Origin of the sequence: Bradyrhizobium sp. WSM471, from assembly GCF_000244915.1 — a bacterium.
Classification (GTDB): domain Bacteria; phylum Pseudomonadota; class Alphaproteobacteria; order Rhizobiales; family Xanthobacteraceae; genus Bradyrhizobium.
The window spans coordinates 774,095-787,937 of record NZ_CM001442.1 but is presented as its reverse complement, the minus strand read 5'-3'; the positions used below and the strand labels follow the sequence as shown (position 1 = coordinate 787,937).

General features: G+C 60.1%; 15 protein-coding genes and 1 pseudogene. 9 read left to right on the top strand and 7 right to left on the bottom strand.

What is annotated here, in order from left to right; all coding sequences use genetic code 11:
- Positions 1–99: 99 nt before the first annotated feature.
- The 6 genes from BRA471DRAFT_RS03740 to BRA471DRAFT_RS03720 all read right to left on the bottom strand — a co-directional run bounded on the left by BRA471DRAFT_RS03740 (position 100) and on the right by BRA471DRAFT_RS03720 (position 4,946).
- Positions 100–570 carry a hypothetical protein gene (locus BRA471DRAFT_RS03740; RefSeq protein ID WP_157233967.1) on the bottom strand — a complete coding sequence of 157 codons (471 nt, stop codon included), beginning with the start codon at positions 568–570 and terminating at the stop codon, positions 100–102.
- 96 nt (positions 571–666) lie between these two features.
- Entirely contained in the window at positions 667–1,266 is a 600-nt protein-coding gene (locus BRA471DRAFT_RS37835) for an SGNH/GDSL hydrolase family protein (protein ID WP_007604734.1), read from the bottom strand.
- A gap of 813 nt (positions 1,267–2,079) precedes the next feature.
- Entirely contained in the window at positions 2,080–2,331 is a 252-nt protein-coding gene (locus tag BRA471DRAFT_RS37830; RefSeq protein ID WP_157233966.1) for a hypothetical protein, read from the bottom strand.
- 210 nt (positions 2,332–2,541) lie between these two features.
- Entirely contained in the window at positions 2,542–4,071 is a 1,530-nt protein-coding gene (locus BRA471DRAFT_RS03730) for an IS66 family transposase (protein WP_007604731.1), read from the bottom strand.
- 69 nt (positions 4,072–4,140) lie between these two features.
- Complete coding sequence (gene tnpB / locus BRA471DRAFT_RS03725; RefSeq protein WP_007604730.1) at positions 4,141–4,497, bottom strand: IS66 family insertion sequence element accessory protein TnpB; 357 nt, start codon at positions 4,495–4,497, stop codon at positions 4,141–4,143.
- Positions 4,494–4,946, bottom strand: a complete 453-nt coding sequence (locus tag BRA471DRAFT_RS03720; RefSeq protein ID WP_007604729.1) for a transposase — start codon at positions 4,944–4,946, stop codon at positions 4,494–4,496. The genes tnpB and BRA471DRAFT_RS03720 overlap by 4 nt, the downstream gene beginning before the upstream one ends.
- A 1,582-nt stretch (positions 4,947–6,528) precedes the next feature.
- Here BRA471DRAFT_RS03720 and BRA471DRAFT_RS03710 point away from each other — a divergent pair.
- From BRA471DRAFT_RS03710 to BRA471DRAFT_RS03680, 9 genes are all read left to right on the top strand, one after another.
- The gene (locus BRA471DRAFT_RS03710) at positions 6,529–6,798 is read left to right on the top strand and encodes a phasin family protein (protein ID WP_007604728.1); all 270 of its coding nucleotides are present in this window, start codon (positions 6,529–6,531) and stop codon (positions 6,796–6,798) included.
- A 420-nt stretch (positions 6,799–7,218) separates the two neighbouring features.
- On the top strand, positions 7,219–7,377 hold the full coding sequence (locus tag BRA471DRAFT_RS38660) for a hypothetical protein (protein WP_007604727.1): 159 nt from the start codon (positions 7,219–7,221) through the stop codon (positions 7,375–7,377).
- Between the two features lie 27 nt (positions 7,378–7,404).
- On the top strand, positions 7,405–7,758 hold the full coding sequence (locus tag BRA471DRAFT_RS03700) for a nuclear transport factor 2 family protein (protein ID WP_007604726.1): 354 nt from the start codon (positions 7,405–7,407) through the stop codon (positions 7,756–7,758).
- A gap of 661 nt (positions 7,759–8,419) precedes the next feature.
- A complete protein-coding gene (locus tag BRA471DRAFT_RS03695; RefSeq protein WP_007604725.1) occupies positions 8,420–9,973 on the top strand; it encodes an SUMF1/EgtB/PvdO family nonheme iron enzyme in 1,554 nt (517 codons plus the stop codon).
- 17 nt (positions 9,974–9,990) lie between these two features.
- Positions 9,991–10,434 carry a DUF4399 domain-containing protein gene (locus BRA471DRAFT_RS03690; protein WP_035973510.1) on the top strand — a complete coding sequence of 148 codons (444 nt, stop codon included), beginning with the start codon at positions 9,991–9,993 and terminating at the stop codon, positions 10,432–10,434.
- Positions 10,435–10,695, top strand: a complete 261-nt coding sequence (locus BRA471DRAFT_RS40115) for a hypothetical protein (protein WP_371258322.1) — start codon at positions 10,435–10,437, stop codon at positions 10,693–10,695.
- Positions 10,604–10,918, top strand: coding sequence for a hypothetical protein (locus tag BRA471DRAFT_RS40110; RefSeq protein WP_371258299.1), 315 nt, complete (start codon positions 10,604–10,606; stop codon positions 10,916–10,918). The genes BRA471DRAFT_RS40115 and BRA471DRAFT_RS40110 overlap by 92 nt, the downstream gene beginning before the upstream one ends.
- Positions 10,919–11,458: 540 nt before the next feature.
- Positions 11,459–12,448 (top strand): tripartite tricarboxylate transporter substrate binding protein, encoded by a 990-nt coding sequence (locus tag BRA471DRAFT_RS03685; RefSeq protein WP_007604724.1) that lies wholly within the window; start codon positions 11,459–11,461, stop codon positions 12,446–12,448.
- A gap of 26 nt (positions 12,449–12,474) precedes the next feature.
- Entirely contained in the window at positions 12,475–13,668 is a 1,194-nt protein-coding gene (locus tag BRA471DRAFT_RS03680; RefSeq protein ID WP_007604723.1) for an FAD-dependent monooxygenase, read from the top strand.
- Here the strand turns inward: BRA471DRAFT_RS03680 and BRA471DRAFT_RS39285 are convergent.
- Positions 13,669–13,824: pseudogene (locus BRA471DRAFT_RS39285) on the bottom strand (AraC family transcriptional regulator); the annotation flags it as partial.
- Positions 13,825–13,843: the final 19 nt, after the last annotated feature.

The following is a 13,843-nucleotide window of genomic DNA, read 5'->3' as shown; positions in this document are numbered from 1 at the left end:
GAGAAAGGGTTTGCGCAAGGTATACGCCGGAGCAAAGGGCGAGGCCGGTTTGCCGAAGCCGCAGTCACATTTCTGTCAGTGACCGCACCGTTTCAGCATTCATGCTGAATTCGCTATCGTGACCAGGTGTACTGCGGCGGTGCCCAGCTGCTCCATTTCCTTGTCAGCAGTGTAGGCTGAAGCCGCTCGTCGATAGGCGATTGCAACTGTTGCGTATGCATCCGTGATCAGTACAGCTGAATGGTCGTGCGCATCCTTGGCTTTCCGATCACGTACTTGGACGACTTTTGTCGCCGCCTGAGCGGCTAATTCAGCAAGCTTCTCGTTACTTAAACTCGGATCATCAATACCAGGCTGACATGCAGAAGCCGCGCCGGCGATGGCCTGATAGTATTGGCGCTTTTGCCACTCATTGGCCGTCAGGTAACTCTGCAGCAGGCGGCGAGCCCTCACTTCAAGCTGCTTTCGATCGCTTCGGATCTTTTGATGATCTGAGCTAAGCCAGCGGAGCATCGTCTGCCTATTCACTTCGGCGCCTAACGCAAAGATCAAGGGGCTGTAGAGTTCCATCAGCACACTTGAGCGCGTTCGCCCAGCGCCCTCGGCAAATGTTGAAGTCGATTACAGCCTGCAGGTCTAGCGAATGAGAACGAATTCTACGATGAATCAAGTGAGAGGAAAGAGGGAGTTGAGCGCAGGTCGAAAGTAATTTGCCTCCATGTTGCTTTGTCCGCCCTGCGAAGGATGCGTGCCGTCAGGGTATAAAGCTTGGTTTGCGGCAGCGGAGTCAGGGCCCCAGGTCGGATCGGCAGCCCAATCGACAACAAAGTCGCACTTTCCTTCACTCGGAAAACGTCGCAGAGCCCCGTCGGCGGTGGCCCGATTAACATTGAAGAGACCTTCGTTACGAGGATTGTGAGTGCTGATTCCGAGCTGCACGATTTTGCGTGAGGATTTAATTGCATCCTGGAAAGTGGCCAAATACCCGGCAAATGCAGCAAGCCACGCTGAAGTGTCAGTCGAACGAAGATCGTTTTGTCCCGCCTGAACGAACAGGATGTTCGGGACATCCTTGAACGCGGCGATTACTGACGATTGTCGGCCGAGCATATCTGCAAGAAGAGCACCATCCGTCGCAAAGCATTGCTGACTAGTCTCATGGATAGCGTTTGGCAGGTAGAGGGTGTGATACGATGTCGTCCTAGCCCCGCCGTTATCGACACTGGAGCTTGAACCTTCAACGATGAGGTGACGCATCAGAGGCATTCGGCTTCTCCCAGTTGCAGACCATCAGTGCAGCGCTACGGGAGCATTTGGCCCCACCACCTGCTCGGCTGGAGCGCATGCCCTGCGCTGGTCGCACGACTCTTTGCGCCCTCCCAATAATCTGTTTTAGCGCCCTGTTCTTCTTGAGTGACTTCCATTTGGAACGAGATCGAGCTGGGGCGTTTTTTCCTATGCAGCATAGGAGCCCACAATGAGATCTTCCACATTTCTCTTCGTAGCGGCGCTAGTTTTGACCAGCGCCTCGGCGCTGGCGCAAGCTGGCGGAGGTGGTTCAGGTGGAGCTTCTGGAGGAGGAACAGGCTCAGGCAGCACGGCGGCCGGCTCGATGTCGAGCCGTGGCACCGCGAGCGGTACGGGTGGTTCGCCCGGACCTAACACAAGCAACGCTCTCAACTATCAAACCACGGGAAACCGGCTGGGCAATCCCGCCAGGAATGAGAACAACGGCTCTTCTACCCCCGCCAGCGGCTACGTCACCGATCCTACGATGAACAAGGCTGTGCAGGATTTGGGGAATACGAACACTGGTATTGTAGCGCCGAATCGCTAGGCCTCCCCTCCCACCGTGGACGTTCATCAATTCCGGCTACTTCTCACGAGGATAGACCAATCTCCTGGTGGGTGGACCGTGCCGTCTGCAAACCTCGGGAAAGAAAAAGACCGCCAGAGCAGGGGCCTAACCGCTGATGTACCGCCGCCACGACGCGCAGAACATGTCGGGGCCGAGGAGTTTTGCCAAGTGGTGTACACGACCAACACAATCATTCGCGACAAACGGGTGGCGATTCCCGCCTACGTCGCGGGCAAGTCAAGCCAGGCATAGGCGCTTGAGGTTTTGATTCCAGCGATGAAGCACGTCACTGAACGCCCTTTGCCAATCCAGAGGCTGCCGCCCGCCAACTCGTTCAGCTGGCTTCGGGCATTGCGCCAATACAGGACGGCAGAATCTATATCGAGAAGATCAACTACACGCTCAAGGGAAGCGGCACGGAGTTCGGCGCCGGCATCAAGTCTGCATTCGAGCGCGACTGGTTCGATCTGCACGAAAGCGGCACCTATGTGCGACTCCTGACGCCGGGCAAGGATTTGCTGGCGAAGGCATGAAGTGGTCCGCTTTCGACGAGTCGATCGTGCTGCCAAACCGCGGCAAGTTAGTGACGCTGCTTGACGCTAGTGGCAAGCCGCGATGGACCGTTGATTTTGGTCGCGGAAGGTGGAAGCCGACCATGTTTGCCCGCATCGTAAGCGATGTTCTCAGGCCACGCGCCAGCGTTCTTGGGTAGCGAGATAGGCCCAGGGTAGCAGTTTGTCGATCTGGCTATTCGGGTGATCGTTGACGATGCGGGTGATGACGTCGACGAGATAGGCGTGGGGTTCGACGCCGATGAGCTTGCAGGTTTCGATCAGTGAGGCGATGACGGCCCAGTGTTCGCCGCCGCCGTCCGAGCCGGCGAACAGGGCGTTCTTGCGGTTGAGCGCGATTGGGCGGATAGCGCGCTCGACGACGTTGGAATCGATCTCGATGCGGCCGTCGGCAATGAAGCGCGTCAGCCCGTCCCAACGCGACAGCGCATATCGGATGGCCTCCGCGAGTTTGGTCTTCTGGCTAATCAGACCAAGCTTGGCGCGCAGCCAGGGTTCGAGCTCGTCGGCGATCGGCCGGCTCTTCTCTTGGCGGACGGCGCGACGCTCGTCGGCGGTGCGGCCGCGGATCTGGGCTTCGATGACGTAGAGCGCGGCGATACGTTCGAGCGCCTCGCTGGCGATCGGTGCGGGACCGGCCGCGGCGAGTTCGTAGAAGCGCCGGCGCACATGGGACCAGCAGAACGCCAGTTCTACGTCACCGCGCTCAGCCAGGACCCGATAGCCGGCATAGCCGTCGACCTGGAGGATGCCGGCAAAACCCGCGAGGTGGACGATCGGCCGTTCGGCCTTGCGATCGGGAGCGTAGACATAGGCGACGGCGGGCGGGTCCGTGCCGCCCCAGGGCCGGTCGTCGCGGGCATAGGCCCAGAGCTGGCCGGTCTTGGTGCGGCCGCGTCCGGGATCGAGCACCGGGGCGGTGGTCTCGTCGGCAAACAGTTTTGTCGACTGCTTCAGCCTCGCGAGCAGTCGCTCATGCACCGGCCGCAACAGGAAGTCTGCCCGCCCGACCCAATCGGCCAGGGTCGAGCGATCCAGCTCGAGGCCCTGGCGGGCGTAAATTTGAGCCTGCCGATACAGCGGCAGATGGTCGGCATATTTGGCGACGAGTACCTGCGCCACGGTGGCTTCGGTCGGTAGCCCGCCCTCGATCAGCCGCGCTGGCGCCGGTGCCTGCACCATGGTCTCGCAGGCCCGGCAGGCATACTTCGGCCGCCTTACGACCAGGACCCGGAACTGGGCCGGCACGATATCCAGTCGTTCGCTCACATCCTCGCCGATCCGGTGCAGCGCCTGCTGACAGCACGGGCAGGCGTCACCGTCGAGGTCAATCAGCATCTCGACCCGCGGCAGATGCGCCGGCAGCGCTCCTCTGTTCCTGCGGCGCCGTGCGGCTCGGCTCGATCGCTCGGCAGCATTGGCTGCATCGGTTGCGGCATCACTGCTCGCCTCGACCTGCTCGACCTCCTCCAGGCCGAGCAGCAACTGGTCCTCCGGCAGCGTCTCGGCCCGGCGGCCGAAGCGATGACGCTGCAACTCCTTGATGATCTGCTCGAGCCGCGCGACGCGCGCCCGTTCCGCCAGCAGCATCGCCTTGAGTGTGCCGGCATCGTCCGGAAGCGTGTCGGCACTTGTCGCCATGATGCGATTACACCATGCGTCGCGGCATCCCGCGAGCGCGACATGCATACTGATTCACTGTGCCGCAGTTCAACTCGCCTGGATCGGCGACGGTGTCTCGCGCGCGGCGTGGACGCGCCTCCAGTCCAGTCCTTCGAGCAAGGCTGACAGCTGCGCTGCGGTCAGGCGAATGACGCCGTGCTGCACGTTGGGCCAGCAGAACGAACCGGTCTCAAGCCGCTTGGCGAACAGGCACACACCCGTGCCGTCCCAATAGATCAGCTTCACCCGGTCGGCGCGCTTGGCGCGGAACACATACACGGCGCCGGAGAACGGATCGGCCTGCATGCTCTCGCGCACCAGGGCCGCGAGCCCTTCGGCACCCTTGCGGAAGTCGACCGGCCTGGTCGCCACCATCACCCGCACCGCGCCCGTCGGACCGATCACGTGCAACTCTTCAGCACATGGATCACCGCCGCAATCGTCGCGGCATCCGCGCCGCGGCCGACCCGGAGCGCGACGCCGTTGATCTCGAGCTCGATGATGCCACTGTTCTCGGCGCCCTCGGGCGCCTTCCGAAGGCGTCGGCGCTGCCGCGGTGAGCGCTCCGGCGGCGTGCACGATGGGGTAACGACAGCGGGCACGAACGTCTGCGGCTCGGGTCCCACAGGGCTCGCAACCGGCCGTCGCATTTGCCGGCGCCACGTAAACAGCTGTTGCGGCGACAATCCGTGCCGCCGCGCGACCTCCGATACCACGGCTCCCGGGGCCAGCGTCTCCTCGACAAACCGCGCCTTGTCGTCGGCCGAGAACTGCCGCCGTCGGCCGCTCTCCGTGATGACCTCGACCCGACGAACCGAGGTCCTGGGCTCAAGCATATGGTCAAGCTTAGACACAAGCCGATCTCCAATCAGAGATCGATCATTCCTCGCTCGAGGCAACGGGCACTAGAACCACACTGAGGCCGACGCAAGCTGAACAGGATCAATGATCACGGCTGCCCCTGAGGGTCACCAACCTATCGCATGCTGCACATCGCGAAGCACCGTAGCTGTGCTTCGTGTATAGCGGCCATCGTTCCAGCGATGATCCGCTGCATATGCCGCAATCGCAGCAAAGATGATTGCAAATCCGATCTTGCCCATTATCCAACTGCGCTCGCCCGCGCTCAAAATGAACTTCGGGATCAAATTGCTACGCAAGACTGTCGTCTAACGAAAATTTCGATGTGCGCGGCAGTGTATTTCTCACGGAAAAGCCGCAGCGTGGTTCCAGCCCCACTGCGGCATTCCCGGTCAACTTGAAATTGGTTGGTATTTAAATCGCGCCGGTGTTCTCACAGTAGAACACCCCGTTTCGAAAATGGACTCCGGACAACTACCGGATTCCGGTTTTGTACGCATTGTCGATATAGGGCTAACGTGGCATCGCATGGCTTCCAGCCCCCAATGCTCCCGGCAGCCGATCCAATTGCGGATTAGAGCGCCGGGAGTGCTAGGCCGGCCAGCGTGACCGGAGCCCTTAACCCCGCAGTTGAAGGCCGAAGTTTTCCGCCACACGCTTCACTGATGAAATGTATCTATCCAACGCACTCGCAATCTGTACCGCGCCGGCGCCTTCGCGCGACAGAGCGAGCAAGAGTTGCACCTCTGCATCGGTCCATTCTTTGGGTCTGTCGTTTCTCTTCATCCACGCGATGCTTGATGGATCATCAGACTGTTTCAGATAGGAAGAAAGCCCGCCAGGTGCGTTAGCTAGCGGGCTTCCGGCCGAAGGTCGCAGCGAGTTCACCATTGCGACCGACGAATATGAACGCAACAGTTTGTTAGCGGCGGCTGCGTAGCTTGTCGCTTGGGATGGGCCGTGGGGGACATACGCGGCCTTGTGCTCGGGGTGAGAGCCCGCCAGCTAGCCAGCCTCGGCGGCGCTCTCCCTCAGCATGGATGGTTCAGATTAATCACTAATGCGGTTTGTGATTTAGATCATATTTCCCTTGCCCGACGGCCCGGTATGATCGGTTCACCGGGGCTGGCTCCATATTTCACTTAGATCTTTTCCACCCGGATTTTTGACCGCGCGGGGCCGCAGCAGGATCTCCCTGCTGTGGCCTTCGCTCGCCGGGGCGCCGATGGAATTCCCAAAGATCGATCGCGACACGCTTCGCCTGATCAAAGCGTTCAAAGAGATCAAGAGTCGCGGCACGCGCCGCGCAATTCTCCTGCTTCTTAAGCAGCTAGCCCACAAGAACGGCGGAGCCTCAAACGCCGACCGGAAGGGCCATTAGGCCGTTAGAGGCAGCCTGTGAGTCGAAGCCGTCCATCTTCAAATGTGAACTCCGTAAAACTACAGTCTACAAACTGTCATTGCTGCGGCGCACCAACTATGCTTGCTTTTTAGGCACCCTCACCTTCATAAGACACCGTGATCAATTGGATCGGAGATCTCCTCCGGGACTGATCGACCAAGGACCATTTAAACATGACCGATTTTTTCAACATTCAGCAGCATCTTACCGCTATTACAACCGCCCAGACCGATTTCGCGAAATCGTCGTTCGAGGCCAGCAAGGCCTATTTCGAGAAGCTTGCAGCCGTGAAGGTTCCCGACAAGTTCACGGAATTGACAACCGAATACGCCAAGTCTGCACAAGAGACGTTCTTCGCTGAAGCGACCAAGATCGGCGAGCTTTACAGGACTTTTGCGCAGGAAGCCTTCAAGCCGATCACCTCAAGTTTTCTGCCCAAGTGACCGCATAGCTCGGGCACTCCGACGCATTGAAGAAGCAGCGATAAGCTGCATCAGGCTCCGGCGGCCACGACAGTGCTTGGATTACTAACGCAAGTAAGGATTTCGCGCCGTAGCAGTTTGATTGTGACACGCTTTGTCCGCGAAATCTGTGCGCTGCAAGATGCGCGAAGGCCGTCAGCCCGAAACCATATGGCAGGTCCCACGAAGCGATCCTGAAACAGAACGGCACTAGCCTTCATCAGGTGGATAGGGGACCTCACGTCATGTGGACGATCATCAACGCACTCTATGAAGAGTACTGCCAGGCTCGTCTTGACGAGATGCTACGGATTGATGCTGTAAAATAGACGCTGACTTCCGCGCCGTGATGGGCTGAGCGCGAGTTTGGCTCAGCCGCGACAGAACAAATTGGAGGGCAACATGGCGGCATTGGCTACCCGTATTTTTGCCAAGGCGTCGGTCGAGACGATTGCTGACTTCGAGACGTTCTTGTCGGTATCGCTATTCTGTTTTGGCGGCTTGCTCGTGTCTGTGAGCATTATTGTTGCCGACAAGTACATGCCGGGCGAGTGGTTCTGACCGCACGTTCTGATGAAGGCGAACTCGATGGTGCGTACGATAGTACTTGCCGCATTCTTATTGACGTCGGCCTGCTATGGTGCTGCCGCTCAGCAGGCTACCGACGATCAATATGCCGATCTGCAGAAGAATTTTGCCGCGGCATACAATCGCAAAGACGTCGATGCCATGGCTGCAGCGTTCACCGACGACGCCATTAGAGTGACGCCAAGCGGTATGTTCGTGGGCCGAGAAGCGATTCGGCGTAATCTGCAGGACGTCGTCAACTTGGACCTGCACGACTACTCGGTCGAGCGCAACGTGTCGCGGTCCTTCGGCAACTTCGTGTTCAATGCCGGCGAGTGGCAGGCCAAGCTCGGCGACCACCCCCTACACGGCTAATATACCGCAATCGTGGTCCGAGACGGTAGCGTAGCGAAGATCATGGAAGAGACCGTGACCATTGCTGCTCCTGGGCAGTGATGAAGCCTTATCATGAGGCGGAGATCGGCGTGCTGCGCTGGTTGGCATTGTTCTTCTAGCTGTGCTTAACTTGCGGCTCAGTTCACGCCGAACGGTCATCGTCACGATGAACACTGGTCCCGTCTCACTGACGACGCGAAGTGTTCAACTTTCACCGGTCGTAGCCCATGCTCAACGTCACGGGCAAGCCGAAGGGCCGCCCCCAGGCAGCATCGTCGTCTTGAGGACTTCGCCCGTATGGTTAGTATTGGGACGACTTCCTTCAAAGTGAAACTAGTACCTGCGCATTCCATGCAATGCCGAAAGGTTATCGGAATGTTCTGGGACCGGCTGCTGGCAGCGCCGCTGACATGCTCTCACGCCGCCCCCTCGTCGCGGCGCCCAATACGTACGCAAGACAGTCATCGGCGGCGAGACCGCGTCCGACGGCCGGCAGGTAATCTGGGATGGCATTTCGATCGGCAACGCGATACAGACGAGTGCTTGATATTGTCTGCGTTCATCGATGTGATATTTTTAGGAGTACGATCCTTTTGGGGATCGTATGCTGCGTCGCGTTCGCCAGTTTTGTGGGTCCGCTATGGGCGAAATTCGCAACTTCCGATCCGGGAACAACGGTGACCCCCCTTCACACGGCGTGGGGCCTCGCCGTCTGGCAGCGATCATTGTCGGTGACATCGCTTCCTACAGCCGCCTGATGCAGGCCGACGAAGAGGGCACGCACGTCCGCGTCAAGCGGATCGAGCGGGATCTGATCCAGCCCAGCATCGTTGAGCACCATGGGAGCCTGGTGAAGACGACGGGCGATGGCTTCATCGCGATTTTCGACAGTCCGGTCGAGGCCGTGCGATGCAGCATCGTCATCCAGCAGAACCTGATCGGGCGCAACGCCTCGCTTCCGAAGGATACGCGGATCGAGTACCGGATTGGCGTCAATCTGGGCGACGTCATCGTTGAGTCGGACGATATCTACGGCGACGGCGTCAACATCGCCTCACGCATCGAGGGCATCGCCGAGCCAGGCCAGGTCTACATCTCGGGCGCGATCTACGAGCAGATCAAGCACAAGGTGGTGTGCGGCTACGAGTCACTCGGGGACCGGAAGGTCAAGAACATCACCGATCCCGTGCGCGTCTATCGCGTGCTGCCGGATGCAGATGCAGTCGGCAAGACCAAGGGCCGGCGCGAGAATATCTTGATCTTCCTCCTGAGCCTCACGCTGCTGGTCATTGCGACCGGCGTGCTGTGGTACCTGCTGACGCAGGCGCCGGGCAAGGTGAGCGAGCATGCCGCCCTGCCCGCCGCTTCTCCTAACGCTTCTCCTAACGCTTCTCCTGCCGCATCGCCAAGCCCGCAGCCGCCGCCGCGCGAGGGCGTCGCGCAAAGGCCGCAGCCTTCTCCCTCCTCGGCTTCGTCGCCTCCCTCGCCCGCTCCGCTGCCAAGTCCATCGACAGTTCCCGTCCGCGAACCCGAGATGGTCGCCATTCGCGGCGGCAGCTTTGCAATGGGAAGCAACGATGACCCGACCGAACGTCCTGTCCATCAGGTGACTGTCAAGCCGTTCTCGATCGGCAAATATCCGGTGACCGTGCAAGAATGGAACGAGTGCGCCGCTGCAAAGGCGTGCGGCTTCACGGCCATCGGCAAGGACGATGCGCCGGTCAGCAATGTGAGCTGGACCGACGCGCAGCAATATGCGGCCTATCTCGCTCAGGCGACGAAGAAGACTTATCGGCTTCCGAGCGAAGCCGAATGGGAATATGCCGCGCGGGGCGGAACGCAGACCAAATATTGGTGGGGCGACAAGCTGCAGCCGGGCATGGCCGGTTGCAAGGATTGCGGTGATCTCGCGGCCGAGCAACCGGCGAAGGTCGGCAGCTTCAGGCCGAATCCGTTCGGGCTCCACGACATGGGCGGCGGCGTCGATCAGTGGGTCGAGGACTGCTGGCACAAGACCTATCAGGGCGCGCCCACCGACGGCTCGGCATGGAGCAGCGGGGACTGCAGCGCTCATGTCCTGCGCTCGGGCTCCTGGAAGAACGATTCGCGATATGTGCGGCCGTCCAACCGCGATGGCTACGACACCAATGTTCGTTATCCCACGCACGGATTCCGCGTGGCGCTCAGTCCTTGAGTGGAGGAGTTGGTTTGATGCAGGTCCTTCGTTGCGTCGCGCTGGCGGCGGCGCTCGCATTGCTTCCAGGGATAGCCTTTTCGCAAGGCAAGGCAGCGCCCAAGGACGCAAAGCTCTATTTCATCACCCCGCATGACGGACAGAAGGTCCGCGGCGGATTCTGGGTCCGGTTCGGCTTGCGCAACATGGGAGTGACCCATGCCGGCGACGAGTATCAGAACGCCGGTCACCATCATCTGCTGATCGACGTCAACGACCCCATCGATCCCAAGGAGCCGATCCTGCAGGACAAGTCGCATCTGCATTTCGGGGCGGGACAAACCGAAACGCTGCTCGAACTTCCGCCCGGGACGCACACGCTTCAGCTCGTGTTGGGCGATGCCAAGCACTATCCGTTCGAGCCGCCCATTGTGTCGGAGAAGATCACCATCCGGGTCAGGCAGCCCGCGACGGCGAAGTAAATCGCAAGCGGCCAGCCCCGTTATGCCGCCATATGGGAACAGGGGGCATCCTCTGATCGGCAAGCGCGGCACGGGATGTCGCGCAGCCAATACCAGCAGCCTTTTGACCAGATGGCCGTCGACGGTTTCGCGCCCGTGCCCGGTTTGCGGGTTCCGGGTCAATTTCGACGTGCGTTTCGCGGCGATATGGGAACGGCGCCCTGGCCTCGAATGGGTGGGTCGGCACGGCCTAACGGCGAGCGAGTATCAGAAGGCCTTTAATGAGCAGAACGCCGCAGGTTTCCATCTGGTTTCAGTGAGCGGGTACAGTGACACAGGGATTGCTCGCTACGCTGCAATTTGGCACGAGGACCAGGTGGGCGAATGGCAAGCACGGCACGGCCTAGATAGTGCGGGATACCAGCAGGCCTTCGACGATCTGTCGCGGCGAGGATTCCGTCCTGTGCAGGTCTGTGGATACGGTGATGGATTTTATCCGGCCTAGATCGCGAGGTGCCTCCGCTCAGCGGTGGACAAGCTCTCGAACTGCGCGGCTAATTGTACCGATCACACGGGCGAGGTGTAACGCGTCGCCCGACCTTGATGATCATGTTACCTTGCCGTCTGCAAGTGCTCCGGTCTTGACGGCTTGGCAGAAGTGTCGGCTGGAGAATTGGTGAAGCAAGCTTTTCCGTATCCGTCTTCGACGTCAATAACTCTGTTCTGACTGAGTAAGTGTGCTCAGCGCACGGGTTGCAGCGAGACTCGCGGCGGTTGCAGAGTTTCAGAAATGGGTGCCGACTTACTGCAGCTTCGCCGCGCAAGGGCCAGTAGACTAAAAACAAGCGGCCCGGCTCCGGAAGGGTGATGAGCTCCGTGGGAGCCGGAATCTCAGCCAAACTTCATCATAATTTCAGTACAGTGCCCCCGGCCATGGTCTACTGGGAGCGGCTTAGTCGCGAACGCGGTGCCATCCAAGTCGTGACAGCATCGTGTTTGAAGACACTTTTCGAAATTCTCCTTCAAGGCTGACCGGGAGAAGCCAATGAGGTTGCGAGACCTTCGAAATGTCGTCCGCGTCGCGATGCTTCTTGCCGGGGCCACCTGGGCGACTGTATCCACCTGTCATGGAGACGACGCCTGGCCAGTGCGCAATGTGAAGATCATTGTCCCGTTTGCCGCAGGCTCCGCCAACGATGCAAGCGCGCGTATCTATGCCGACGGTTTGAGCAGGCGCTGGGGCAAGCCGGTCATCGTCGAGAACCGGCCCGGCGCCGATGCCGTCGTCGGAGGCGGCGCGTTTGCAAACGCCAGGGACGATCACACCCTTCTCTATGGAACCGCCTCGATGGTCACCGTGAGCCCGCTATTGCAGGACTCGCTTCCCTACGATCCGTCCCGGGACATGGTACCGATCGCCTCGACAGCTAGTTCGATCCTGGTTATCGCGGTTCACGACCGCCTCCCAGTGCGCTCGCTACAGGAGCTGGCGGACCTTGCCCGAGCGAAGCCCGGTGAATTGTCGTGGAGTTCGGGTCCGAGCCTGCCGCATTTCGTATTCGCGGCAATGCTGGCGCGGCACGGGCTCAAGCAGATCTACATCCCCTATCGGGATGCCTCGGCCCAGCAGGCGGATTTTGGCGAGGGACGCGTGCAAATTCTTTCCCACGCCCTGCTGTCGGTGAGAGCTCCTGTCCTTGCGGGCAAGGCGCGGATACTGGCCGTCACAAGTCCCGAACGCCAACCAAGCTTGCCCGACGTGCTGACCGTTGCTGAATCCGGGTTTCCTGAAATGGAAATCGAGGGTCTTGCAGGCCTGTTCGGCTGGCGCGACTTGCCGCCGGCGTTGCGCGACCGGATTTCTGCGGACGTGAAGGCGGTGGCCGCCGATCCCTTGGTCCGCTCTCGAATTGAGGCAAGTGGCGCACAAGTTCTCGGCAGCACGCCCGGTGAGTTTTCCGCGGCCATCGAACGGCAGCGAACGCGCATCCAGCAGATCAGCCGCATCGTCGATTTAAAAAATATCCCAAGGTAGTGCGGCTCGAGAACAGGGAGGTTCAAATGGAGCTACGGGCCGCCATCGTCGGCGGAGGAATAGGCGGTCTTTCCGCGGCATGCGCTCTGCGTCAAAGGGGCATCGACGTCATGGTTTTTGAGCAGACCGACGCGCTGGGCGAGATCGGTGCCGGCCTGTCGATCTTTCCCAACGCGCTGCGGCAACTCGAGCGAATGGGGCTGGGACCGGCTCTGGCCAAAGTCGGTGCCAAGATCGGCGATGCATCACAATACTGCCGCGCCGACGGCACCAGGGTCGGCTCTGTCGTCACAACCGACTCCAGCGGCTGGAATGGAATGTATGGTATGCACAGGGCCGATTTGTTGAATGTGCTCGCGGCAAGCATTCCTGGGGAAGCCATTCAAGCCGGCTATCGCTGCATCGGATTCGAGCAGAGCGCGGCCGCAGCGCGACTGAAATTCGCGAATGGAGAAACCGTCGAAGCCGACGTCGTGATCGCTGCCGACGGCATACATTCCGCCTTACAGAAGTATGTGGTTGAGCCGACGCTACCGGAATATTCAGGCGTCCGCTCCTATCGCGGTTTGATTGCCAGCGACAAACTTCCGGGATGGCCGGAGGCAGCCCATCAGGTTTGGATGGGGGACGGAAAGCACTTCATTGTATTTCCGGTGCGTGCAGGCCAGCTGCTAAACTACGTCGGCTTCGTCCCTAGCCCTGACCCGAAGGCCGAATCCTGGTCCGCAATCGGAGACCGCGACGAGCTTGCGTCGTCCTTCATCGGATGGGACGCGCCTGTCGCGAGACTGCTCGAAGCGGTGGAGAGCTGCTTTTGGTGGGGCTTGTATGACCGCAAGCCGCTGCAGTCGTGGACGAACGGGCGGCTCGCGCTGTTGGGTGACGCTGCCCACGCCATGCTTCCGCATCTGGGGCAGGGCGGCAACCAGGCGATCGAAGACGGCATCGCTCTGGCGGTGCTCCTCGAGGGACGAGATCCGGCCGAGGTGCCGGCCATCTTGCCGCAGTACGAAACAATGCGCCGGGTCCGGACTGACGTCATTCAGGCCGAGGCACGGAAAAACGGACTGCGTTTTGATTCGAAATATGAAGACCTTGAACAACGCGATCGAGAAGTCGCAAACTCCGCCGCATTCCGCAGATGGCTGTTCGATTATGATGTTCAGAACGCTGCCATTAGCCAGCGCCAGCATAGTAAAGTTTCGCCAGCTCATTGCTGATTGCTGCGATGCGACCAATCGCTTGGCGACTTTGAGCGTCGTTTCCGCGCCATGCCGCTGCCCGACCAGCGCCAAACCCAAATCTGTTCCCGCAGTCACACCCGCCGCGGTGATCAGCCACCCATCGCGCACATAAATCAAATCAGCTCGACTTTTGCTCTTCAGAGCCTGGCGC